The 21,352-nt window shown below is 34.7% G+C and carries 19 protein-coding genes; 14 read left to right on the forward strand and 5 right to left on the reverse strand.

The window, feature by feature from the left end; genetic code table 11:
- Window positions 1-36: 36 nt before the first annotated feature.
- Window positions 37-663, reverse strand: coding sequence for a DUF2589 domain-containing protein (locus tag ACUTSE_RS08855; RefSeq protein WP_445639946.1), 627 nt, complete (start codon window positions 661-663; stop codon window positions 37-39).
- A gap of 458 nt (window positions 664-1,121) precedes the next feature.
- Here ACUTSE_RS08855 and ACUTSE_RS08860 point away from each other — a divergent pair, with 458 nt between their 5' ends.
- The 3 genes from ACUTSE_RS08860 to ACUTSE_RS08870 all read left to right on the forward strand — a co-directional run bounded on the left by ACUTSE_RS08860 (window position 1,122) and on the right by ACUTSE_RS08870 (window position 2,999).
- Entirely contained in the window at window positions 1,122-1,769 is a 648-nt protein-coding gene (locus ACUTSE_RS08860; RefSeq protein WP_445639947.1) for a LuxR C-terminal-related transcriptional regulator, read from the forward strand.
- Window positions 1,770-1,911: 142 nt separating this feature from the next.
- The gene (locus ACUTSE_RS08865) at window positions 1,912-2,454 is read left to right on the forward strand and encodes a chromate transporter (protein WP_445639948.1); all 543 of its coding nucleotides are present in this window, start codon (window positions 1,912-1,914) and stop codon (window positions 2,452-2,454) included.
- A complete protein-coding gene (locus tag ACUTSE_RS08870) occupies window positions 2,451-2,999 on the forward strand; it encodes a chromate transporter (RefSeq protein ID WP_445639949.1) in 549 nt (182 codons plus the stop codon). Before ACUTSE_RS08865 ends, ACUTSE_RS08870 begins: the two co-directional genes overlap by 4 nt.
- A 44-nt stretch (window positions 3,000-3,043) precedes the next feature.
- Here ACUTSE_RS08870 and ACUTSE_RS08875 read toward each other — a convergent pair whose 3' ends face one another.
- A complete protein-coding gene (locus ACUTSE_RS08875; RefSeq protein WP_445639950.1) occupies window positions 3,044-4,243 on the reverse strand; it encodes an MFS transporter in 1,200 nt (399 codons plus the stop codon).
- A gap of 365 nt (window positions 4,244-4,608) precedes the next feature.
- Here ACUTSE_RS08875 and ACUTSE_RS08880 point away from each other — a divergent pair, with 365 nt between their 5' ends.
- Window positions 4,609-5,832 carry an NADH:flavin oxidoreductase gene (locus ACUTSE_RS08880; RefSeq protein WP_445639951.1) on the forward strand — a complete coding sequence of 408 codons (1,224 nt, stop codon included), beginning with the start codon at window positions 4,609-4,611 and terminating at the stop codon, window positions 5,830-5,832.
- A gap of 78 nt (window positions 5,833-5,910) precedes the next feature.
- On the opposite strand, the gene ACUTSE_RS08885 is transcribed toward ACUTSE_RS08880, so the two are convergent.
- Entirely contained in the window at window positions 5,911-6,732 is an 822-nt protein-coding gene (locus ACUTSE_RS08885; RefSeq protein WP_445639952.1) for a helix-turn-helix domain-containing protein, read from the reverse strand.
- A 149-nt stretch (window positions 6,733-6,881) separates the two neighbouring features.
- Between ACUTSE_RS08885 and ACUTSE_RS08890 the strand changes: the two genes are divergently transcribed.
- Both ACUTSE_RS08890 and ACUTSE_RS08895 read left to right on the forward strand, forming a co-directional pair.
- Window positions 6,882-7,424 carry a GNAT family N-acetyltransferase gene (locus ACUTSE_RS08890; protein WP_445639953.1) on the forward strand — a complete coding sequence of 181 codons (543 nt, stop codon included), beginning with the start codon at window positions 6,882-6,884 and terminating at the stop codon, window positions 7,422-7,424.
- Between the two features lie 109 nt (window positions 7,425-7,533).
- On the forward strand, window positions 7,534-9,426 hold the full coding sequence (locus tag ACUTSE_RS08895; RefSeq protein ID WP_445639954.1) for an endonuclease MutS2: 1,893 nt from the start codon (window positions 7,534-7,536) through the stop codon (window positions 9,424-9,426).
- A 38-nt stretch (window positions 9,427-9,464) separates the two neighbouring features.
- On the opposite strand, the gene ACUTSE_RS08900 is transcribed toward ACUTSE_RS08895, so the two are convergent.
- A complete protein-coding gene (locus tag ACUTSE_RS08900; RefSeq protein ID WP_445639955.1) occupies window positions 9,465-10,214 on the reverse strand; it encodes a class I SAM-dependent DNA methyltransferase in 750 nt (249 codons plus the stop codon).
- 144 nt (window positions 10,215-10,358) lie between these two features.
- Between ACUTSE_RS08900 and ACUTSE_RS08905 the strand changes: the two genes are divergently transcribed.
- Window positions 10,359-10,937, forward strand: a complete 579-nt coding sequence (locus ACUTSE_RS08905; RefSeq protein WP_445639956.1) for a Crp/Fnr family transcriptional regulator — start codon at window positions 10,359-10,361, stop codon at window positions 10,935-10,937.
- Window positions 10,938-10,997: 60 nt separating this feature from the next.
- On the forward strand, window positions 10,998-11,426 hold the full coding sequence (locus tag ACUTSE_RS08910) for an acetyltransferase (RefSeq protein ID WP_445639957.1): 429 nt from the start codon (window positions 10,998-11,000) through the stop codon (window positions 11,424-11,426).
- Window positions 11,427-11,469: 43 nt separating this feature from the next.
- On the opposite strand, the gene ACUTSE_RS08915 is transcribed toward ACUTSE_RS08910, so the two are convergent.
- Window positions 11,470-12,192 carry an FAD-binding oxidoreductase gene (locus ACUTSE_RS08915; protein ID WP_445639958.1) on the reverse strand — a complete coding sequence of 241 codons (723 nt, stop codon included), beginning with the start codon at window positions 12,190-12,192 and terminating at the stop codon, window positions 11,470-11,472.
- A 394-nt stretch (window positions 12,193-12,586) separates the two neighbouring features.
- Here ACUTSE_RS08915 and ACUTSE_RS08920 point away from each other — a divergent pair, with 394 nt between their 5' ends.
- The 6 genes from ACUTSE_RS08920 (at window position 12,587) to ACUTSE_RS08945 (ending at window position 21,294) form a co-directional block, all read left to right on the forward strand.
- Window positions 12,587-17,719 carry an MBG domain-containing protein gene (locus tag ACUTSE_RS08920; protein WP_445639959.1) on the forward strand — a complete coding sequence of 1,711 codons (5,133 nt, stop codon included), beginning with the start codon at window positions 12,587-12,589 and terminating at the stop codon, window positions 17,717-17,719.
- Window positions 17,720-17,815: 96 nt separating this feature from the next.
- The gene (locus ACUTSE_RS08925) at window positions 17,816-18,295 is read left to right on the forward strand and encodes a lipocalin family protein (protein ID WP_445639960.1); all 480 of its coding nucleotides are present in this window, start codon (window positions 17,816-17,818) and stop codon (window positions 18,293-18,295) included.
- Between the two features lie 161 nt (window positions 18,296-18,456).
- Window positions 18,457-18,927, forward strand: a complete 471-nt coding sequence (locus tag ACUTSE_RS08930; RefSeq protein ID WP_445639961.1) for a lipocalin family protein — start codon at window positions 18,457-18,459, stop codon at window positions 18,925-18,927.
- A 194-nt stretch (window positions 18,928-19,121) separates the two neighbouring features.
- Window positions 19,122-19,601, forward strand: coding sequence for a lipocalin family protein (locus tag ACUTSE_RS08935; RefSeq protein ID WP_445639962.1), 480 nt, complete (start codon window positions 19,122-19,124; stop codon window positions 19,599-19,601).
- A gap of 96 nt (window positions 19,602-19,697) precedes the next feature.
- Entirely contained in the window at window positions 19,698-20,558 is an 861-nt protein-coding gene (locus tag ACUTSE_RS08940; RefSeq protein WP_445639963.1) for a helix-turn-helix domain-containing protein, read from the forward strand.
- Between the two features lie 85 nt (window positions 20,559-20,643).
- Complete coding sequence (locus ACUTSE_RS08945; RefSeq protein ID WP_445639964.1) at window positions 20,644-21,294, forward strand: NAD(P)-dependent oxidoreductase; 651 nt, start codon at window positions 20,644-20,646, stop codon at window positions 21,292-21,294.
- The last annotated feature ends 58 nt before the right edge of the window (window positions 21,295-21,352 follow it).

Raw genomic sequence — 21,352 nt, forward strand, 5'->3', positions numbered from 1 at the left:
GTTGTTAGTTAAAATCTAAGCTTTTGCTTTTAATTGTTACTCCTTTTTGGATGTAGCAACAGGATCAATAGATTTAGCGAAAACGTCAATAATCGTGGTTACTCCAGTTGGTAAAGGAAGTTGACCTGCATGTACTTTTAGGTTGTACTTCGCTGAATTGCTTTTTGAATAATGCTGACTTGCTTTACTAGAAGAACTACTATCATAGCTCACTTTACCTTTGATAGTTGCCGAAAATACACCAAAACCAATTTTTGCTTCTAATTCAGCTTCAGCAGCTAATTTTTCTTTTTTTGCTTGAGAGCTTTCTTCACTAAAACTTGATTTTACCTCCATTTCGAAATCAACATCAACCGAATCAACTCCTAAAGAGTTAATAGGCATAATCGTTAATAACGGTAAATGAAAAGTAGTCGTGACTTTTTCAACACTTTCATCTTCTTGAACAAAGGCGCGTTCCAATTCCATTTTGATTAAAATGGGTTGATACGAAACCTCAGTTCCTTCCCCTTTACGCACAAAGCAAGTATCTAAGATAAACTTGGTTTGTGAAATAGCCATTTTGGCATTGGCGTCTGCAGCGGCATTTAATGGTCCTCCGATTAATGCATCCATGGGTAATCCCGTGAATTGCTGCGCAATTGATACTAGATCTGAATTCATAATTATTATTTTTAAAATTTTAATAAAAGTACAGGCCTCAAACTTTTTTTTCTAGGGTGTAATCCCTTAGATGTAAAGAGAAAACACCTTATTTGTCTTAAAACCATCGCTTCCTTGTTCTATCTTACTTATTTCCGCCGTTATGGCTTACTATTTGTTTGGTATAAAACATATGTAAGTAGATTACTATTGGAACATTAATACTGCTTCAAGCATTTGTATTGAGGTTGTTTTATACTAGTATTTTCACACCTGTGCACTTTATTAAAGTGCTAAAAAGATCTATTTATTTCTTGCTGATACACACTAGAGTCTCCCATACTACTTTACACTGACAAAGTTGTCCAAACACCCTATAGTTGATTGCCTTTTATTTGGAATTCCCTAAACAGGGAACTAGGGGATGTCTAGTATCAACCTCATTTTATTCTTACAGCATGAAATATAAAATCACCCTCATGGAAAAAGATACCTTACTTCTCGAATTGATTAAGGATTTTTTAAATGCTTCGGATGAGTTTGAGGTAAGCTATTCCTTTGAAGATTTTGCGAGCTTTTATTCTTCTTTTTCTGCTGTTTGTAAGAATACAGATTTAATTATTATGGACTTTCAAATGGGGGATACCTTAGCTGAACAATTGGTAACTCTTATTCAATCGGAAGAGGTCGATATTCCAATCCTAGTATTAACTTCTTATTATAATCAATCCCTCATTGGTTATATGCTCAAATTAGGGATTGCTTGTTATATTCCTAAATATATTCGGTTAATGGAATTTGTAACTATTGTGAAAGAAGTGCTTGACAAAGGACATTACATCAGCAAAGAGCAATTTCCATCTTTAAAAGAGTCTATTTATGACAGTTCAGGAGAACTAGCCATAAAAAAACACAACATTTCAAAGCGAGAATTGGATATTATTTATCTGCTTGCTCAACAATGTTCAGCTAAAGAGATTGGAGAGCGCTTATTTATAGCTCCCAAAACAGTAGAAAATTACAAGAATACCTTATTTGTAAAAACAGGAACGAAAACTATTGTTGGTTTGGTTCTTTGGGCTGTTCAACGGAGAATTATTTCGATTGATTTACTTTATCAAATATGAGTTCAGAAGTTAAAATGAAAACTAGATAAACGATGTTAAAAAGGCCATTTTTAGGTGAATTAATCGCTCATTTATTCGTTAAAAAAAAGCAAAATACGTATCTTGCTAGTTCTACGAAAAACATTCAAAATCAACAAAAAACATGTTAGTTAAACTCTTTTTTCTCTTCACCAAAATTGGCATTTTTACTATTGGTGGAGGATATGCTGTAATTCCCTTAATTGAAAAAGAAATCATCAGTCGTTCTTGGTTGACTTATGATGAATTTTATGAGCTTTTAGCGATAACCGAATCATTACCTGGTGTTTTTGCAACGAATATTGCGGCCTTGGTGGGTTTCAAAATTGGAGGAATAAAAGGAGGTATTTTAGCTGCATTGGGCACCATTATAGCACCTTTCGTTATTGTGCTGCTATTAGCTGTTTTTTTCAATCGATTTCAGGATAATATTTATGTAATTAAGGCATTTAAAGGACTGAGACCCGTTGTTGTAGCTTTAATTGCAGCTCCTTGTTATACCGCTATACAAATCAATAAAATGTCAATAAAAACCTTACTGCTACCGCTGATTGCTTTGGGCTTGATGTGGGGAGCCAATGTATCTCCCGTGTGGATTATTTTAGCTGGATGCATTGGAGGGATTGCCTATCACAGTTTGCGTAATAAAAGCATTTCTAAGTTATGATTTTTTATCAATTGTTTTGGGTCTTTATTAAAATTGGAACCTTTGGTTTTGGTGGAGGCTATGCGATGCTTTCTCTTATTCAAGAAGAAGTAGTTGACCATCATCAATGGATTTCCAAAAGTGAGTTTACGAATTTAGTTGCTGTTTCACAAATGACACCAGGACCTATTGGAATTAATACAGCAACCTACGTAGGCTATGCAGCCTTAATCAATGAAGGCTACCCTGTTTATATTGCCGTATTGGGATCGGCTTTAACGACCATTGCACTTTGTTTACCGGCATTTCTTATGATTGGTTTGATTTCTTATTTCTATTTCAAATTTAGGTCGAACAAATTCTTTGCATATGCTATCTCCGGGATAAAACCCTTAGGTATATCCTTAATTGCTCTAGCCGCCTTATCTTTAACTAATAAGGAAAGTTTTCCAGACTATTTGAGTCCCGTTTTATTTATTGCAGCTTTGGTTTGTTCTATCCGCTTTAAGGTGCATCCCATTTTAATTTTATTTGGGGCTGCTTTGTTGGGAATTCTCTTTTATTAAATAAAACCTCTTTGGTACATTAATGCACCAAAGAGGTTTTTGTTTTATCTCATTTGTTTTTTAAACAATATAAGCGCCAATAGGCAGAAAATAGCAGCTACAAAAAAAGAGATGCCATGAAATACAAAAGTATGTTCAGGTTTTGAAAAGGTATAGAATAAATAGGTAAATAGAAGAGGACCAATAAGCGTTGTTAAGCCATTGATACTGCTGAGTATTCCTTGTAGAATTCCTTGCTTATTTTCTTGAACCAGTTTTGATAATAGGGATTGAAATCCGGTTTGTTGAATACTTCCAATTAAATAAAGTATCATACCCGTCCATAAAATTAGAGCAGTAGAACTCAGACTAATGAGTAGTAAACCACCAATACTGAATACAATGCCCCAAGTAATGAGCTGTTGATCCGTTAAATACTTCGAAACAAACTGAATCAAGTAGGTTTGAATCAAAAGAGTTAAAATTCCAATAACAGTGAGGGATAATCCTATTTGCTGTTTGCTCCAATCGTATTTTCCTACGGTATAAAAAGACCAAGTACTTTCCATGCTGTGAGACGCTAACGCCAAGAAGAAAAAGACAACTAAGAGCAAACCTACGTTTTGAATGGATTGAATGTGTTTCCATTGTTCGAATGTTGTTGTAAACGCAAATTTAGCTTTCGATTTAACTCGATTTGTTTCCGGGAAGTAGAGATAGCCATAGCACATATTTACAAGCGTTAAACATCCTGTAAACACAAAAGGCAATCGCAGGTTGTATTCCCCTAATATTCCGCCTATAAGAGGTCCTAAAATAAAACCTAGTGCAAAGGCGGCATGTAAATAACCGAAATATTTAGTTCGTTCATCTTCTGTTGAAATATCAACAATAGCGGCAGAGGCTACTGCAAAAGTAGCTCCAGTAATTCCAGCAATAATTCGACCTACTACTAATAATTCATAGGTAGAGGCAAAGGCCATAAAAAAGCAATCCAGAGAAAAACCTAGCAAAGAAAAAAGAAGAACAGGACGTCTTCCATATTGGTCACTGATATAGCCGATAATAGGGGCAAAAACAAATTGCATAAAAGCATACGCTAAGGCAAGGATACCCGCAAATTTAGCTGCGTGGCTTAAATCTTGATGCAGTAATTCTTTTAATAAATCCGGTAAAATAGGAAATATAATTCCGAACCCTGCAGTATCTAATACTAAGGTAATTGTAATAAAAATTACAATTTTAGTTTTGTTTTTAAAAGTCATAAATGATAATATAAAATAACCGTACCCTAAAAAGAAATAGGATAACATAAATAAGAAATCAAGAGCTAGGCTCTTCTAAAAGTTATTTTAATTATTGCTGCATAGTTCAACAAAGGTATCTTAAATCAAAAACCTATACAACGGAAGAACAAAAAAAGAAGAAATAAATTTAGTTCCTCCTGATTGTTCAATGAATACAGAGTCTATGTTTTCTACTTCGCGTAATTAGGGTGATTTACTTTTTTTATTCTCTTTTTGTATTTATTTATGTTATTTTGTGAATTTTTTTAATTAAAAAGTTAAAATTATTTGATTTTTTAATTAAAATAGGTAATTTAAAGAAATAATAACCTAAATAGATGCATATGAAGACCCCAAATAATCTAGCAACTGTCGCAACGATCTTTCAACCTGTGCAAATAGGACCTCTTACTTTACGCAATCCTATAATAAAAGCTGCTACAAGTGAAGGACGTAGTCCTGAAGGAAAAGTAACACAAGCTTTAATTGATTTTCATCGCGGATTTATTGAAGGAGGAATTGCTATGACAACTTTAGCTTACTGCGCGATTTCTAAAGCAGGATTTGCTGCACCAGGTGAAATTTTAATGGTGAAAGAGAATATTGTCGGGCTGAAAAAATTCACTGAAGCGATGCATCAAGCTGGAGGTAAAGCCTCTGCACAGCTAGGGCATGCGGGGCCTGTTGCAACAAAAAAAATCACAGGCGTCCGCCCAATTGCACCTTCTCGTTTTTTTAACTTAACAAGTTTACAAACTTGCCGAGCGATTACACTAAAAGAGATAGAAGAAATTAAGCAACAATTTGCTGATGCAGCGGCAGTTGCTGTAGAAGCAGGTTTTGATGCGATTGAGCTTCATTTTGGACATCTGTATTTGGTATCCTCTTTCTTTAGTCCGTGGATTAATAAAAGAACGGATCAATATGGAGGATCTATTGAAAATAGAACCCGTTTTGCCAAGGAAATTTTGTTAGCTGTCAAAGCACGTATAGGTGATCAGTTAGCTATTATTGTTAAGCTCTCAATGGATGATGGTATCAAAGGTTCAATTTGGTTAGATGAATCTACGGAGACAGCGCGAATCTTAGATGAAACAGGAGCGGTAGATGCTTTTGAATTAACGATGGGGTCGTCGGTTTCCAATCAGATGTATTTATTTCGAGGAGCAACGGATATCGATGGCATGGCTGCGACTCAAAAAGGGATTATGAAGTTAGGGGTTAAATGGTTTGGAAGGCGAATTTTAGGAGAGTATCCGTATCAAAATTTATATATGCTTGAATCTGCTCGTCAGTTTCAAGAGGTTGTACAAAAGGCTAAATTAATTTTGCTAGGAGGGATAAATACCTTTGAACATATCGCAACAGCCGTAGAAGAAGGGTTCCCAGTAGTTGCTATAGGAAGAGCATTATTACGCGAACCTGATATGATTCAAAAGATCAAAGAGAATCCAAACAAAGCAGGGTTGTGTATCCATTGCAACAAATGTATGTTCTCTGTTTATGCTACAACGAACTGTGTATTTACAAAAGATTATGCAGTCACGTCACACGTGGCAATTGTTTAATTTTCTTATCTTATTCAACGAATCGAGTCATGTAGTTCTATGTGGCTCGATTCACTTTTTATACCTATGAGTGTCATTTTACTTTCGATATGCGCTCAAAGAAAATCCTGTTTCTCTTTTAAAAAATCGCCCCATATAAGAAGGATCTACAAAATGAAGCTCTTCGGCAATTTCTCCAATACTCTTATCTGTTGTTCGAAGGAGTGTTTTAAGTTCTAGTACAACTTGGCGGTTGATTAGGTCTTTGGGTTGATCGTTTAAGTGTTTTTTTGAAATTTGAGCAAGATAGAAGGGAGTAATATGTAATTTTTCTGCATAAAAAGCCACTTCTCGATGTGTTTTAGCATGCTGTCCAATAAGATCCCAAAACTTCCAGCACAGTTCTTCTTGTCTACTGAATTTTTGCTGTTTGAAAGTTCCTTGTTCATCCATATATTCAGCAAGACGCAAAAATAGATTTTCAAAGTGATTGCAAACCATTTGCTGTACATGAGATGCATTGTTCTCAAGCATATACAGCAGTTGTTTGTTCCAGTATACTACTTGTTGTTTCTCTCGTTTACTTAATTGATGTACTGGATAATCATGAATAAAACCAAACAATTGATTGGGAAGCTGATAAGCTATTTCACTAGCTAAACTTCGATCAATCAGATAACCATAAACTTTAAAATCTGCTGATTTTTGCTGCATAATGGCTATTGTATCACTAGACAGTACCGTTAGCGTATCTTTAGAGAGCGTATAGTCCTTAAAATTAAGGGTGATGGTAGCTTCTCCTTCTAATCCGAGTAATACAACTAAATAAGAAAGCTTCAAAGGATACCCCAATTGATTTTCCCAGGTTGTTGTCCCGAAGCGCATCCCAATGGACGAAGTTTGAAAGAGAGAAGTTTGCATGTTAGTTTTGATTATGACGTAAATATACGCTTTTATCTCATTATAGTCTTTTATTTGTTTTCAAAAGTACCGAAAGTGCTTAAATTTTGGTATATCGTAATCCGCTTATACCCACTACTTTTGCCCTAGAAATTAATAGAAGTAAAAAGATGAAATTTACAACAGAACGTTTAATTCTCAGACCTTGGGAAGTAACAGATGCAGAAGATTTATTTCGTTATGCTAAAGATGAAAACATTGGACCAGTAGCAGGATGGCCTGCACATACTAGTGTAGAAGAAAGTAGAAGTATTATTGAAGAAGTATTTTCTAAACCAGAAATATACGCTGTAGCATTAAAAGAAAACAATCGCGCTATTGGGTGTATTGGATTATTGATTGGCAAGGATAGTAATTTCCCTATTAGTGAACAAGAAGGAGAAGTAGCGTATTGGCTTGGCGTTCCATTTTGGGGACAAGGATTAATACCAGAAGCACTTGAAATAATTATCCAACATAGTTTTGAGAACCTTGAATTAGAGACGCTTTGGTGTGGCTTTTTTGAAGGAAATGAAAAATCCAAAAAAGCACAAGAGAAATGTGGCTTTCAACATTCACATATTGTTGAAAATCAATACAATCAATTTATGAATGACTACCGTGTAGAACACATTAGCCGTTTGAATAGAAGTGATTGGCAAGCGAGACAATAAAAAAAAGGAAAACTTATAGCCATCGTATTGCTATGAGTTTTCCTCTATACAAAAGATTTTTATTTACCCTCGCTTTGGAGAAATGGTTGAATAAAATAAAAAAAAAGAGATGATATTTCCATCTAATTATGAAGAAAAATGCGGATTTACATCCATTCGCGAAATGCTCAAGGACTTCTGTTTAGGTTCTTTAGGCATTGAAAAAGTAGATGAATTAACTATTCATACTAATTTCGAATTACTTGTTCATCAACTAGAACAAGTAGAAGAAATGAGGATGTTAATAGAAAGAGAGCGTCGTTTTCCACTAACGGATTATAGTGATACGCGCTCTACAGTTCAACAAGTCATAGCTGATACTACAAGCTGGTTAACTATAGAAGATGTATTGAGCATTCAGCACACCTTGATTAGTGGAAAACAGCTATATGACGTAGTTATCCAGCGAGAAGATGATCGAGAGATCTATCAAAAAATGGCGCTTTTAGCTAAAAACTATGAACCTTTAGATGAGCTAGTTGACGCAATTAGTCAAGTAGTTGATCAACAAGGACAAGTTCGCGATAGCGCATCTAAGGAATTGGCTTCTATTCGAAAAGAAAAAATACAGGTCAAACAGACGATTCAGAAGAAGTTTGATTCCCTATGGCGCAAAGCACAAGCAGCAGGATTAATTGATCAGGAAACACCATCCAGTATGAGAGATGGACGTATGGTCATTCCAATAACAGCTTCGTTTAAACGCAGATTTAAAGGAGTAATACACGATGAATCTCGTTCTGGAAAAACTGTTTTTATTGAGCCGGAAGAATTAGTTAGCGAAAATACCCGACTCTTTGTTTTAGAACAAGAAGAAAGAAGAGAGATTGTACGTCTACTGGTTGAATTGACTCGTGCTGTTAGACAAAGTGAAATGCGACTATACCAATTGTATACCTTCATTGGTACGTTGGATTTTATTCGTGCAAAAGCTTTGCTTGCTCAAAAGATAGGGGGGATTAAGCCTATTATGGTCAATCAACCCGTAGTTGAGTGGAAACAAGCGTATCATCCGATATTAGCGCTGCGTTTACGAGAAGCTGGTCAAGTGCTTCATCCATTAACTATTAGTTTGGCAGAAGACCATCGCATTTTAGTGGTTTCTGGAGCAAATTCAGGAGGGAAATCAGTAACTCTAAAGACTGTTGCACTTTTACAATATATGTTGCAATGCGGGTTATTAATCCCAGTTGATGCTACTTCAACCGCAGGGCTATTTGAACATTTGTTTTTGGATATTGGCGATGGACAAAGTATGGAGAACAATTTGAGTACCTATACCTCTCATTTGACTACCATGCAGTTCTTCTTAACACATGCCCATGCCCAAACGCTGATTCTCATTGATGAATTTGGTGGAGGTACAGAACCTGAATTAGGAGGTGCTATTGCTGAAAGTGTTTTAGAACAACTCAATGAGCAAGGGTGCTTTGGGTTAATCACGACTCACTTTTATAACTTAAAAGGGTTTGCCCAACGCACCCAAGGATTAGAAAATGGTGCCATGTTATATGATTTTAAGGAAATGAAACCTTTGTATCAGCTGTCTCAAGGACACCCAGGAAGTTCATATGCTTTAGATGTTGCACGCAGAATCGGATTAGCAGAAGAAATACTTTCCAATGCATCGCAAAAGATTGACGCAAACTATCTTGTAATTGAAGAAGAATTACAACGCGTAATAGCAGAGAAAGTAGCGGCATTAAAGCAAAAATCTGAACAACTAAGTTCAGATGTTGTAGAAAGCATACTGGAGCCTAAAGAAATAATAAAAGCAAGTGAAAAAATAAGTGAGAAAGTAGAAATTCCTGCACCCATCAAACAATTGGGCATCGGTATTTCAGTAGTAATAAAATCCAATGCAAAAGTAGGAGAAATCCTCGAAATAAGAGGGAAGAAAGCCCTTGTTGCTTTAGGTGGAATTAAACTTACAGTTCACGTAGATGATATAGAAGCAATATAAAGAAGAGAGGATGCGGTTAACGTCATCCTCTTTTATTTTTATAGATGTGTTCCTTTGAAAATCATTTCTTCACTAGTAGGAGTAAAGGGATTAAACTCCCAATCTCCAAAGATGTTTGCAACAGTTAATTCCGCTTTTTCTAAAAGAGCTACAATGGAATCTTGTGATGGAAAATCAATAAGAGAAGATGCTTGCCAGAGTTGAGTAGCATCAATGGTTTGGTAATAGGTATAGTAACAAAGTAAATGACCTTGTCTTTCCCAGTCGTTCCAAGCCTTGATTACGCCATAAGCGGGATGTTTAAAATAGCGGATAGAGGCTTGAGGGGTCCAAGTTTTCCATTCTTCTACTGTTGGATTTCTACTATCAAAAATAAAGAACCCCGTAGGTTTTAAATGTTGCTTAATCTTTAGAAAAAGTGCTAATCGGTCAGCATCTGATTGTAATGTTTGAAAGCTATGACCAGATAATAAAATAACATTAAATTGTTGGTCTAAGGAGAAGGTGCAAATATTTTCTTTCATCCAACTAACGGTTGAAGATTTGGTTTGAGCTATCTCTAGCATTTCTGCGGCAAGATCAATACCATAGACTTTTTGACATTTTTTTGCTAGTTCTGATGTTAATGTTCCAGTTCCACAACCTAAATCAAGTACAACATCTGTTTTTTTGACTTGATCTAATAGGGGTGTAAAACCCTCAGACCAAGGATTATCATAATCATAAAACTGTACGAGACTAGCATCTTGGTATAAAGTATCAGTATGTATAGAGTTTGATTGATTCATGTAGCTTATTTATATCATTGATCGACAATTTAGCGTATTATTCTAACTCATTCAAGAAATATATTTCTTTCTTCTTGAATGATGTGTTTTTTTTAGTTTTATCACTCAGAAGTAAGTAATTTTACAATACATAGTCCTGCTATTATGCTTTTAGAAAAACTATTACAAGAATATGCTCTTCCATTAGAGACCTTCACATCTAAGGAATACGATTTATTTGATACTTTTTTTGAAAAAAAGAAGATCAAAAAGAATGCTTTTTTAGTTCAAGAAGGAGAAGTAGAAAAGTATAGTTACTTCATTTATGAAGGTATTCTGCGTTGTTGGGTATTGGATCAGAAAGGAGTAGAGCAAACCTTTTGGTTTTGTAAGCCTGGTACATTTTCGATGTCTAATATTTCTTTTACACTCAATCAAAGCGCCACTTTTCATGTACAGACCGTGATGGATTGTGAGGTTTACTACATTGATCGAACACAAGTAGAACAGTTGTATCAAACTATTCCATCGTTGAAAGCTGTCTTTGATAGTTTAACTGCAATCTTGCTCAATCGACTATTAGAACGCCAAGTATATATGATTAAATATTCACCAGAGCAGTACTATTTAGAGTTAGTAACTTCTTATGGGGCCTTAATTAACTTTATCCCACTTAAAGATATTGCTTCATTTTTGGGGATTACTCCACAAGCATTAAGCAGAATACGCAAGCGAATTTTTTAACCCAGGTTCAGTGTTTTTATTTCCAAAGAATCGAATTTTGTACTTCTAAACAAATTAAATATGATACGACAACTTACTCCAACAGACTACCCACGTTTACTAGAGATTTGGGAAAGTGCTGTTTTAGCTACGCATGATTTTTTAAAAGAAGAAGACTTTGCTTATTATAAAGAAAACCTACCCACTTATTTTTCTTTTGTTTCCCTTTGGGGGTATGAATACCAAGGACAATTGGTTGGGTTTATGGGTTTAGCTGAAAATAATCTAGAAATGCTATTTATTGATGCTGCGATTCGCGGGCAGGGAATTGGCAAAAAGCTACTTGACTATGCAATCCAAAATGAAGGAATAACGCAAGTTGAAGTCAATGAACAAAACGAGCAAGCTGTTGGTTTTTATCAGTATATGGGGTTTAAGACTAAAAGTAGAACTGCATTAGATGGGCAAGGAAAACCTTATCCGATTCTTAAAATGAGCTTGGATTTATAATCCTACTAAGGTAACAGCGAACTAGATCTGGTTCGCTGTTACCTTATAATCCTTCAATCCCTTCAATCCAGTATCCTCTTGTATATACTTTACTCGTCGTTTTATCTTTAATTACTTTTCTGAAAATCTGTATTGATTTCGCATTTCCTGTTAATAAGAAAATAGCATCTTTCCATTGAGTAGATTCAATTGGTGCTAACTGTCCAATAGTTCGCTCATTTCTGAAAACTTTATTTTTAGGATACACTACAGCATGTTCAAAACCCAATTTCTCTGGTATATCTTTATTTTCCTCATCTAGTTCAAATAGAAAGATAAATTCACTATTCATTTGTTTCCATTTCTGATATAAGGATAATCCCAATCCTAAAGAGGTTTCATCTCCAAAAAACACAAATTTAGTACTAGGCAAATCGAGATAATTACTATTTGAACGCAAGCTGTTCATACTAATTTTATTTCCAATAGCCAATTGACTCATAAATGCTTGCCCACTGCCTTTCTGTTTGTGTAAATAGACAATAAATTCCAAACATCCCTTTGCTTTATCCAAAGAAGATACAGTATATTTTCTAGTTTGAGTATAATTGAGTTTAAAACTCACATAAGATCCACTTGTAAATTGAAGCTTTTCAAATTGTCCTTTGAGGCGAATTCGCTTGATGGAAGGAGATAAACTATCGATATCGACTATTTCTGCTTCAGGAACTTTAACTGGGGCTATACCTAGAAAGTCCAATATTCTTCTAACACTATTTGATATCATTCCTTTTTCTTTCAAATTTAAAACAAAAAAGAATGCGAAGTAAGAGAATAAAAGCAGTAGATAGTGGACAAAACGCAGTTTTTAAAGAATGGTAGAAGGACAGCAAGGGATTATGTGTTGTGATTTAATTAACATAAAATAGATTTTCTTGAATTTCACTATGTTTTTTATTGATGTTTATTTTAAATATTTGCATAAAAAAATAATGTAATTTTATTATAATTGCTATATTAGTGCCTATATGTAAAAATATCAGGATTTACAAAAAGTAAAAACAAGTACTATTTGCCAAATAATCTAAAATTATTTATGTAAAAATTAACACTTAACTATAGAGAAATAGGGGGTATTACCCTCGTACAACCAGCTAACCAACTTAACCAAATGAAGGATTATGACTAAAAAACTACTTTTAAAATTCTTTTTGATCTTCCTCTTTTTATCGGCACAGCTAACTAAAGGACAAAACTATACTCCCTTAGTTATAACTTCCGGTTTTAATGAAGATGTTATTGCAGAGGATAGCCCTGCATCTACCTATACCACCTCGGCCGTTGATGCAACAAGCTCTGGTGCAAATAATGCTTTTATGAGTACTAATTATCCCAATGCAACAGTAGGACTTCCTCCGAATGGGTTAATTACTTCTATTGCAACAGGCACACCAGGATTGACCTTTCAACTAGCGCCATATAATCAAAATAACAGTTTAAAGATTAATGCAAATAATGGAACAGGTACCTTAGCGGTTCAAACAACAAATAAGTTAATTAAACTATTTTTATTAACTACTTCTGGAAGTTCTCCGTCAACGTTTACAGGGACCATTACTTTTACAGATGCAACAACGCAAACATTTACTTCTCAGTCTGTTCCAGATTGGTACGACCAAGGTACACCAGCAATTACGATTCGAGGAATTGGAAGAGTACCTCGTACTGGAACTCAAAACCCAGATAACAATACGACTAACCCAAAACTATTTCAAGTAGCTATTGATATTAGTTCAGATAATCAAAATAAGATTATCCAACAAGTTGCGCTTACTAAAACCAGTTCAACTAGTGGATTTTTGCATATTTTTGCTTTATCCGGTGAAATTACACCAACTTGTTTTAAACCTGAGAACTTAGGTATTCAAAATTTGACTGCAACAAGTGTAGATTTAACTTGGACAAGCGCAGGAAATACGTTTGATATTAAATGGGGGCAAAGAGGTTTTAACGTTGCTACAGCTGGAACATTAGTCACTGGTTTTGCCAATGGAGGAACACTGTCTGGTTTAACTGCAGATATGGATTACGACTATTATGTACGCCGTGATTGTGGTGCTGTAGATGGAGTAAGTGCCTGGGCAGGTCCTTTTCAATTTAGAACAGGATATTGTATACCTACAGGTGCACAAAATAACACAGATGAAATTAGAAACTTTAAATTATCAAATTTAAATAACAATTCAAATGCCTCTGAAGGAACAGCTGGATATAAAGATTATTCAGGAACAGTTGAACCAGCAATACTAGAAATAGGAGAGGCTTATATTGCTTCTTTGACCAGTGGAACTGGAACTGGAAATCATGGGGCTGCGATTTGGATTGACTACAATAATAATCTTGTTTTCGAAGCAAATGAAAAAGTTAGTGTAATTACCAATACTATTACGCCTAGTACTACTGCCAATTTTCCTAGTTTTACAGTTCCTGCAACTGTTCAACCGGGTATATACCGATTAAGAGTACAATATCATCACAATAAAGAAGGTGCTGATTTAGATCCTTGTAGATTAACGTCTCAGTATGGTGAAACTGAAGATTATGCGGTTCAAATTATATCACCACCTACTTGTTTTCCGCCTTTGAATATAAAGGCAAAAAGGATTACTAAAAATTCAGTACAAGTCGTTTGGGATGCGCCTATACTGGGAACTCCACCTGCTTTAGGTTATAAAATTGAATTAAGAACCAGTGGACGTCCAGGTGACGCTACAGGACTAGTTCGCACCCTAACTACTACTAATTTATCAGAAACCCTAACGGGTTTAAGTATTGAAACAGAATATCTTATCTATGTTCAATCGCTTTGTGCTGCAACAGATGAAAGTATTTGGAGTCGAATATCTTTTACTACGTTATGTGAGCATCCTGATTATGAATTGACAACAAGTGCCACAGATTTATCTTTCTGTGGTTCTCGTGAGGTTACTTTAACAGTAGACACACAAGGAATCGTGAATTGGTATAATTCAGAAACATCAACGACTCCACTTCACACAGGAAACACGTATACAACTACAGTATCAGCAACTTCTTCCTTTTGGTATCAAGTAGCGACCCCTGAATCAGCAACAATTCCAACAGGTCCATTAAATGCAGCAGCAGTAAGTACATCTTCGGGCAATTGGGGGAGTGAATGGGATGTATATTTTACTGTTTTAGAAACAACAACGTTAAAAAGTATTGATATTTATCCTACTACTGCAGGGCAAACAGGTAGCATGACATTTAAACAAAGAGGGACGACAGGTTCTGCTACAGTGGGTACAATTAATTATACTACAGTTGGTGGAGGAAGAACTATAAAACAAGTGGTTCCTATTGATATTAAATTAACACCTGGAACCTATGCGATATCGACCAATTTACCATCTGATGGACTTCTAAGAAATACTAGTGGCGCGTCCTATCCTTATAGCTCAGAAGTAGCTTCTATTACAGGTAATGGATTCCTATCTTCTTATTATATGGGCTATTATAATTGGATTTTTGAAACTGGATGTAAATCTTCACGAGAAGAAGTGGTGGTTACAGTAATAGAACCTCAAATTATTACGAGCGCAGTAGTAGATCCAACAGCAGCAGAGGGATCTACCTTACATATTGCTTCAACAGCTGAGTTGTTTACTATAGAATATGGATTAACTGGTTTTGAAAGAGGAGAAGGCACGAGTGTATCGGATATAGAACACCCGTATGTATTCAGTAGTTTACGTGCACATACAACTTATGATGTATATGTACAAGCACTACCTTGCGGTATTTGGTATGGTCCTGTGACATTTACAACAGAAGAGGCAACAGATACGCAAGTTATTACAGCAACAGACATAGTTAAAAACTATGGTGATGAAGCCTTTACTCATGGAGAATCTGATAGTGGATTGCCTCTATCCTATACGATTGAAAGTGAAAGTATAGCTATCGTTGAAAATGGAGAATTGGTAATTAAAGGAGCAGGAACAACTCGAGTTACAGTGAGTCAAGAAGGTGATTCGCAATATTTACCTGCTGAAGATGTAATCTTTACCTTAACAGTAAACAAGGCCATGTTAACGGTTACTGCAGACAGTGATCAACAAAAAGAATATGGAGAAACGGATCCAACTCTAACCTATACCGTGGAAGGATTTAAATATGAAGATAATCAAAGTGTTCTTCTAAACGGTTTGAGTAGAAATCCAGGAGAGAATCTTGGAATTTATCCAATCACACAGGGTAATTTACAAGGAGGACCAAACTATACTATTACCTTTGTTGAAGCTACTTTTGAAATTACAAAAGCAACTTTAACCGTATCGGCAGATGCTTTAACGAAATTATACGGTGATGCAGATCCTGTGTTAACTTATACTGTTGCAGGAGCAAGGTTTAATGATGATCAAATTGTTGCAGGTCAATTAGCACGCGAAACAGGGGAGAATGTGGGAACCTATACGATTAATCAAGGCGGTTTACACGTAATAAATCCAAATTATGTTTTGGTTTATGAAGAAAATCAATTCCGCATTAATCCTGCAATCTTAACTATTAACCCAACAGCAGGCCTATTCAAAACATATGGTGCAGTTGATCCTGTATTAACATTTATAGCTACAGGCTTTAAATTTAACGATACACAGGAGACGACATTGAATGGAGTTATTGAAAGAGTAGCGGGTGAAAACGTTGGGCTATATGCTTACGAACAAGGTAGTTTAAGCTCAGCTTTAGGTAATTATACTTTTATGATTCTAAATGATAGTAAATTTGAAATTAAACCTGCACCAATAACCGTTCGCGCAAATGAGAATCAACAAAAAACATTTGGACAAGCAGATCCACTTTTAACTTATACAGTAGAAGGATTACAACGTGGAGAACAACAGTCGCAAGTCATGTCAGGTCGTTTAGCCCGTCAGGCAGGTGAAGCTATCGGACTTTATCCAATTGAACAAGGAACGTTAGCGCCAAGAAATAACTATAACATCGAAACATTTGTATCTGCAGATTTTGAAATTGTCAGCGGAACAATTACAGGTTTGTCTTTACCATCACGTACTGTTGTCTATGATGGAACTGTAAAATCACTAGAAGTACAAGGGAATGTACCTGAAGATGCGGTTATTACTTATACAAATAACAACCAAGTACAAGTTGGAGTCTATAACGTAACTGCACGTATTGATTTTGGACCAAATTATGATTTACTTACTTTACAAGCGGTATTAACAATCGTTAAAGCTGATCAAGTTATTGATTTTGAACCACCAGTAGAAGTATTATTAGAAGATACTCCAACGTTACAACTTGTAGCTACTGCTAGTTCCTCTTTACCTGTTTCATTTAGTATCGATTATGCTGAAGATAGAGATATTGCAACCGTTACTGAATCAGGATTAATTACATTCTTACGTCCTGGATTTGTTACAGTTACAGCAAGACAAGCAGGAAATGAAAACTACAATGCAGCAGCAGCAGTTGCCCGTACGATCGAAGTAGTAAGTAAAAATACAGATATTCTAAACTTAATCGTTGATGGAGTTTCTTATGGCAGAGTTGAAAAAGAAGTATTGGTAACAATCGGATGTGAATCACAACAAAAAAGTGTATTAATTGAAGTTGAAACGCTAGAAGGTACAATAGTAACACCTGGAAAACACATTGTAGTTGAAGTTCCTGAGTATGGACAATATGAGCAAATGATTAAAGTACAATCGGCCTACGGAACAAGTGAAACCTATAAGGTAATTATTGACAAGCGCATTCCTACAGATAAGATTGTCTATCAGAAATACAACAATGTCTTGTTAGTAAATAACAATAAACAGACGAACACAGGCTATATATTCACAGCATATCAGTGGTTTAAAAATGGAGAAGGTATTGGAACAGGACAATCGTATTCAGCTGGTACTAATTATGGTGATGTTTTAGAAGTTGGTGCGACCTATCATGTGGAATTGACTTTACAAAATGGCAAGAAAATAACAAGTTGCCCTATTTACATTGAAGCGCCAACTAGTACTGAATTAGCTGTTTATCCGAATCCAGTGAAGCGAAATCAACGTTTACATGTTCAATTTGATGAAACCATCCAAGAAACGTCAAGTTATGTGATCTATGATTTAAAAGGACAAATGATTCAAAGAGGAGAGTTACAACGTGGAAATTCAAGTATTGATCTTCCAGCGACAGTAGCTTCAGGTTCTTATTTCTTAGTGTTAAAAACAGATAATGGACAGCAAAATGTTCAATTTATCGTGAGAGAATAAAAAACTTACTTTCAAAAAGTAGGGTTCTTTTTGAGAACCCTGCTTTTTTGAAAATAGCGATGAAAATAATATAAATTAATATCAAATTAATCAGAAATGAAAAAAACACTACTATTTGCAGCCCTAGCTGTGTTAGGTCTAGGGGCCGTGGGTTGTTCTAGCGATGATAGTTCATCAAAGCAATATCACAATGAAATTCAAGGCGAATGGGTGGAAGTAAAAACACTCTTTTTAGATAAAGATAGAAAAGTAATTGCAGAAGAAATAGCCACAGATAATGAAGGATGTGGATTTGATGAAGTTGAATTTAAAGGAAATACATTAATCAGTAAATTACCTTTTAGATTAGGAGAAGGAGCGGATTGCCAAGTAGAGACTGAAGAAATTGAATTTACTTTATCAGGTAGAATTATAACTGTAAAAATTCAAGGAGAAGAAGAAATTGAAGAATTCAAAAATACAATTATTGAGGTAAGTGCTTCTACATTAACCATTGAATCTTCAGATATAGATGGTGATTTTCCAGATGAAGTAAAATACATCCAAGTAAAACACAGTAAAAAAGTTCCCCTTTAAGAGTAGAAGAAATAAAAAACAGGAGATATCTCCTGTTTTTTATTGTTATATAAAATTACACTTTCTTACTTTTTCTGAAATTAACTAATACTAAATAGCAAATAAATTTGATTATTAAAATATTTTCATAATTTTGCACAAAATTTAAAAAAAATATTTTTATGAAAAAGATTTTCTTATTTGTTGCTGTAGCAGCATTGGGTTTAGGAACAGTAGCATGTTCAAGTGATGACAATTCATCTCCTAACTATCAAAATGATATTTTAGGCGAATGGAAAGAAGTAAAAACTACTTATCTAGATAAAGATAAAAAAGTAGTAGATGAAGAGACAGCTTCTACTAATGATGGATGTGGTGTAGATGAAATTGAGTTTAAAAGCAATACCCTTTTATTCAAGTTTCCATTCAAAACCTTCGATACCAAAGAATGTAAAGTAGATATGGATGAGGATACGTATACAATTTCAGGGAAAACGATTACTTCTGTTTACTTTGATGAAGATGAACGTATAGAAAATAAAATTGAAATCATAGAACTTACAAAAACAAAATTAGTCCTTGAATCTAGCGATATTGAGGAGGAATTTGAAGATGGAACTGTTTATATTAGAACAGAATATAGCAAAAAATAAAACGATCTAAATATTTAGAGCAAAGAGTAGTCTAACGGCTACTCTTTTTTATTTGCCTCTAATTTCTAGCATATAAATTGCATTTTCTATAAGATGATTAGCAAATTAAAAGGATGTATTATTTATTTTTCAAATAATTCTTTGTTTAAAGAAAAAATATAGTATTTTCGCGCATCAATTTACTAACAAAAATTATGAAAAAATTATTTTTATTAGCTGTTGTTGCAGTTTTAGGATTAACGTCAGTAGGATGTACAAGTGATGATAATAGTTCATCGAACTTTGATACTGATATTCAAGGTGTTTGGAAAGAATCTAGAGTATTATTTTTAGACAAAAACGATAAGGTAATTGATGAATATGAATCTGAAGATGAAGGTTGTGGCTTAGATGAATTAGAATTTAAAGGTAAGGATTTGATTTCTAGATCTTTCTTTATGGATGGAACAGATTGTGAGAAAGAAGAAGAAAAAGTAACATACTATATCAAAGGAAATATGCTTTATAGTAATGAAACAAAAGAAAGCACAGAGATTATTGAGTTAACAGCAACTAAATTAGTTCTATTAGGAGAATTTATTAATGATGACGATATACCTGTAGTTGGAGAATTTAGAAAAGCATCATCATATGAAGATATCGAAAAAGTACACGTAGTGTATTTGAGAAAATAAAAAATAAAAAAAGGGATAACTTAAAAGGTTATCCTTTTTTTATTTTTTAACGCCTAAAATGAGAATTATTTCCGTTACAAATTGTACTTTGTATCGATGAATCCAATAGAAGAAATCAAGACCTACGCATTCAATCCTTTACCTGTAGAGATAGAGGTAAAGGATCTTGCTTTTATTCGTCAAGTTCCACACATAGTAGGACAACCGCATAAGGCTCAGTTCTATCAAATGATATGGGTTAAAACAGGTAGCCTTACTTGCTATATTGATTTTGAACCTATAACCATAGAAGCAAATCAATTGCTTATTATTGCAGCAGGTCAAATTTGTGAATTTGATGTTACAACTGCCTATACTGGTCAATTAGTTCTATTTACAGCTTCTTTTTTTACGCGTACAGAAGAAGATGCTAATTTTTTACATACGGCCGAAATACTAAGTCTTGTTACAGCAAATAAGATTGTGTCTGTTTCAGCTTGTATTATTGAACACCTTTTTGTGTTACTTGAAAAAGAATTAGCGAATAAAACCGATTCCTTTCAATTAGCAATTGCACAAAACTATTTGAGAATTGTATTACTCGAGGCAGAAAGACAAGTGAAACCTTCTCCTTCACTTACAACCAATACAATCACGCAAGATTTTTATAAGGCTATTGAAACCTATTTCAAAGAAAATAGAAATATCAACTATTATGCAGAACTATTAGGGATATCAGAGAAAAAACTAACGCAAGAGGTGAAACATTCGACCGGTTTAACCCCAAAAGTTTGTTTGGATGCTCGTGTAATTTTGGAAGCCAAACGCTTATTGAGCTATAGTGTTTTATCTAGTAAAGAATTGAGTTTTACACTAGGCTTTGATGAACCGACCAATTTTATTAAATATTTCCGCAAACACACCAATTTAACTCCCCAAGCATTTCGAGATAATCAACGGAAAAAGAATCAGCGCTAATTTACCCTCTTTTGGCGTTCATGTATTATTTCTTTTGCTGTGCACGCTGCTACCTTTGTTTTAGTAAAATTTAAAAAAATAAAAGATGAAAAATATTGTATTACTAGGAGCAAGTGGATTTGTTGGTACGGCCCTTTTAAAAGAGGCTTTACAACGCGATATCCAAGTAACAGCTGTAGTTAGAAATCCAGCAAAGATAACCATTCAACACCCAAATCTAACTGTTGTAGCAGGGGTAATCGAGACTGCAGCACAAGTAGCCGCATGGAGTAAAGGAAAAAACGCTGTAATCAGTGCTTACAATCCAGGTTGGTCCAATCCCAATATATATGAAGAAACTTTAAGGGTATATCCTATTATTTTAGAAGGCGTAAAACAAGCAGGTGTAAATCGTTTGCTTATTGTAGGGGGGGCAGGAACTTTATTTGTTCAGCCTGGCTTACGTGTTGTAGATTCTGGTGCTATACCAGAGGCCATTATGGGAGGTGTTCAATCACTAGGCGAGTTTTATTTAAATACGCTGATACAAGAAAAAAATATAGATTGGGTTTTCTTCTCTCCAGCAGCTCATCTAGAACCAGGACAACGCACAGGCGTATATCGCTTAGGTAAAGATGACTTGTTAGTGGATCAAAATGGAGCAAGTCATATTTCAGTTGAAGACTATGCAAAAGCAATGCTAGATGAATTGGAAACTCCACAGCATCATCAAGAACGCTTTACTATTGGATATTAATGTTACGAAAATAAATAAACAGTGCGCAAATGTTTGCGCACTGTTTATTTATATAATA

The sequence above is a fragment of the Myroides sp. TSA_177.3 genome (assembly GCF_052691955.1).

Bases quoted from the DNA above. Each gene is read 5' to 3' on its own strand.
- ACUTSE_RS08855 (WP_445639946.1), bottom strand. From the start codon at position 663: ATGAATTCAGATCTAGTATCAATTGCGCAGCAATTCACGGGATTACCC.
- ACUTSE_RS08860 (WP_445639947.1), top strand. From the start codon at position 1,122: ATGGAAAAAGATACCTTACTTCTCGAATTGATTAAGGATTTTTTAAAT.
- ACUTSE_RS08865 (WP_445639948.1), top strand. From the start codon at position 1,912: ATGTTAGTTAAACTCTTTTTTCTCTTCACCAAAATTGGCATTTTTACT.
- ACUTSE_RS08870 (WP_445639949.1), top strand. From the start codon at position 2,451: ATGATTTTTTATCAATTGTTTTGGGTCTTTATTAAAATTGGAACCTTT.
- ACUTSE_RS08875 (WP_445639950.1), bottom strand. From the start codon at position 4,243: ATGACTTTTAAAAACAAAACTAAAATTGTAATTTTTATTACAATTACC.
- ACUTSE_RS08880 (WP_445639951.1), top strand. From the start codon at position 4,609: ATGAAGACCCCAAATAATCTAGCAACTGTCGCAACGATCTTTCAACCT.
- ACUTSE_RS08885 (WP_445639952.1), bottom strand. From the start codon at position 6,732: ATGCAAACTTCTCTCTTTCAAACTTCGTCCATTGGGATGCGCTTCGGG.
- ACUTSE_RS08890 (WP_445639953.1), top strand. From the start codon at position 6,882: ATGAAATTTACAACAGAACGTTTAATTCTCAGACCTTGGGAAGTAACA.
- ACUTSE_RS08895 (WP_445639954.1), top strand. From the start codon at position 7,534: ATGATATTTCCATCTAATTATGAAGAAAAATGCGGATTTACATCCATT.
- ACUTSE_RS08900 (WP_445639955.1), bottom strand. From the start codon at position 10,214: ATGAATCAATCAAACTCTATACATACTGATACTTTATACCAAGATGCT.
- ACUTSE_RS08905 (WP_445639956.1), top strand. From the start codon at position 10,359: ATGCTTTTAGAAAAACTATTACAAGAATATGCTCTTCCATTAGAGACC.
- ACUTSE_RS08910 (WP_445639957.1), top strand. From the start codon at position 10,998: ATGATACGACAACTTACTCCAACAGACTACCCACGTTTACTAGAGATT.
- ACUTSE_RS08915 (WP_445639958.1), bottom strand. From the start codon at position 12,192: ATGATATCAAATAGTGTTAGAAGAATATTGGACTTTCTAGGTATAGCC.
- ACUTSE_RS08920 (WP_445639959.1), top strand. From the start codon at position 12,587: ATGACTAAAAAACTACTTTTAAAATTCTTTTTGATCTTCCTCTTTTTA.
- ACUTSE_RS08925 (WP_445639960.1), top strand. From the start codon at position 17,816: ATGAAAAAAACACTACTATTTGCAGCCCTAGCTGTGTTAGGTCTAGGG.
- ACUTSE_RS08930 (WP_445639961.1), top strand. From the start codon at position 18,457: ATGAAAAAGATTTTCTTATTTGTTGCTGTAGCAGCATTGGGTTTAGGA.
- ACUTSE_RS08935 (WP_445639962.1), top strand. From the start codon at position 19,122: ATGAAAAAATTATTTTTATTAGCTGTTGTTGCAGTTTTAGGATTAACG.
- ACUTSE_RS08940 (WP_445639963.1), top strand. From the start codon at position 19,698: ATGAATCCAATAGAAGAAATCAAGACCTACGCATTCAATCCTTTACCT.
- ACUTSE_RS08945 (WP_445639964.1), top strand. From the start codon at position 20,644: ATGAAAAATATTGTATTACTAGGAGCAAGTGGATTTGTTGGTACGGCC.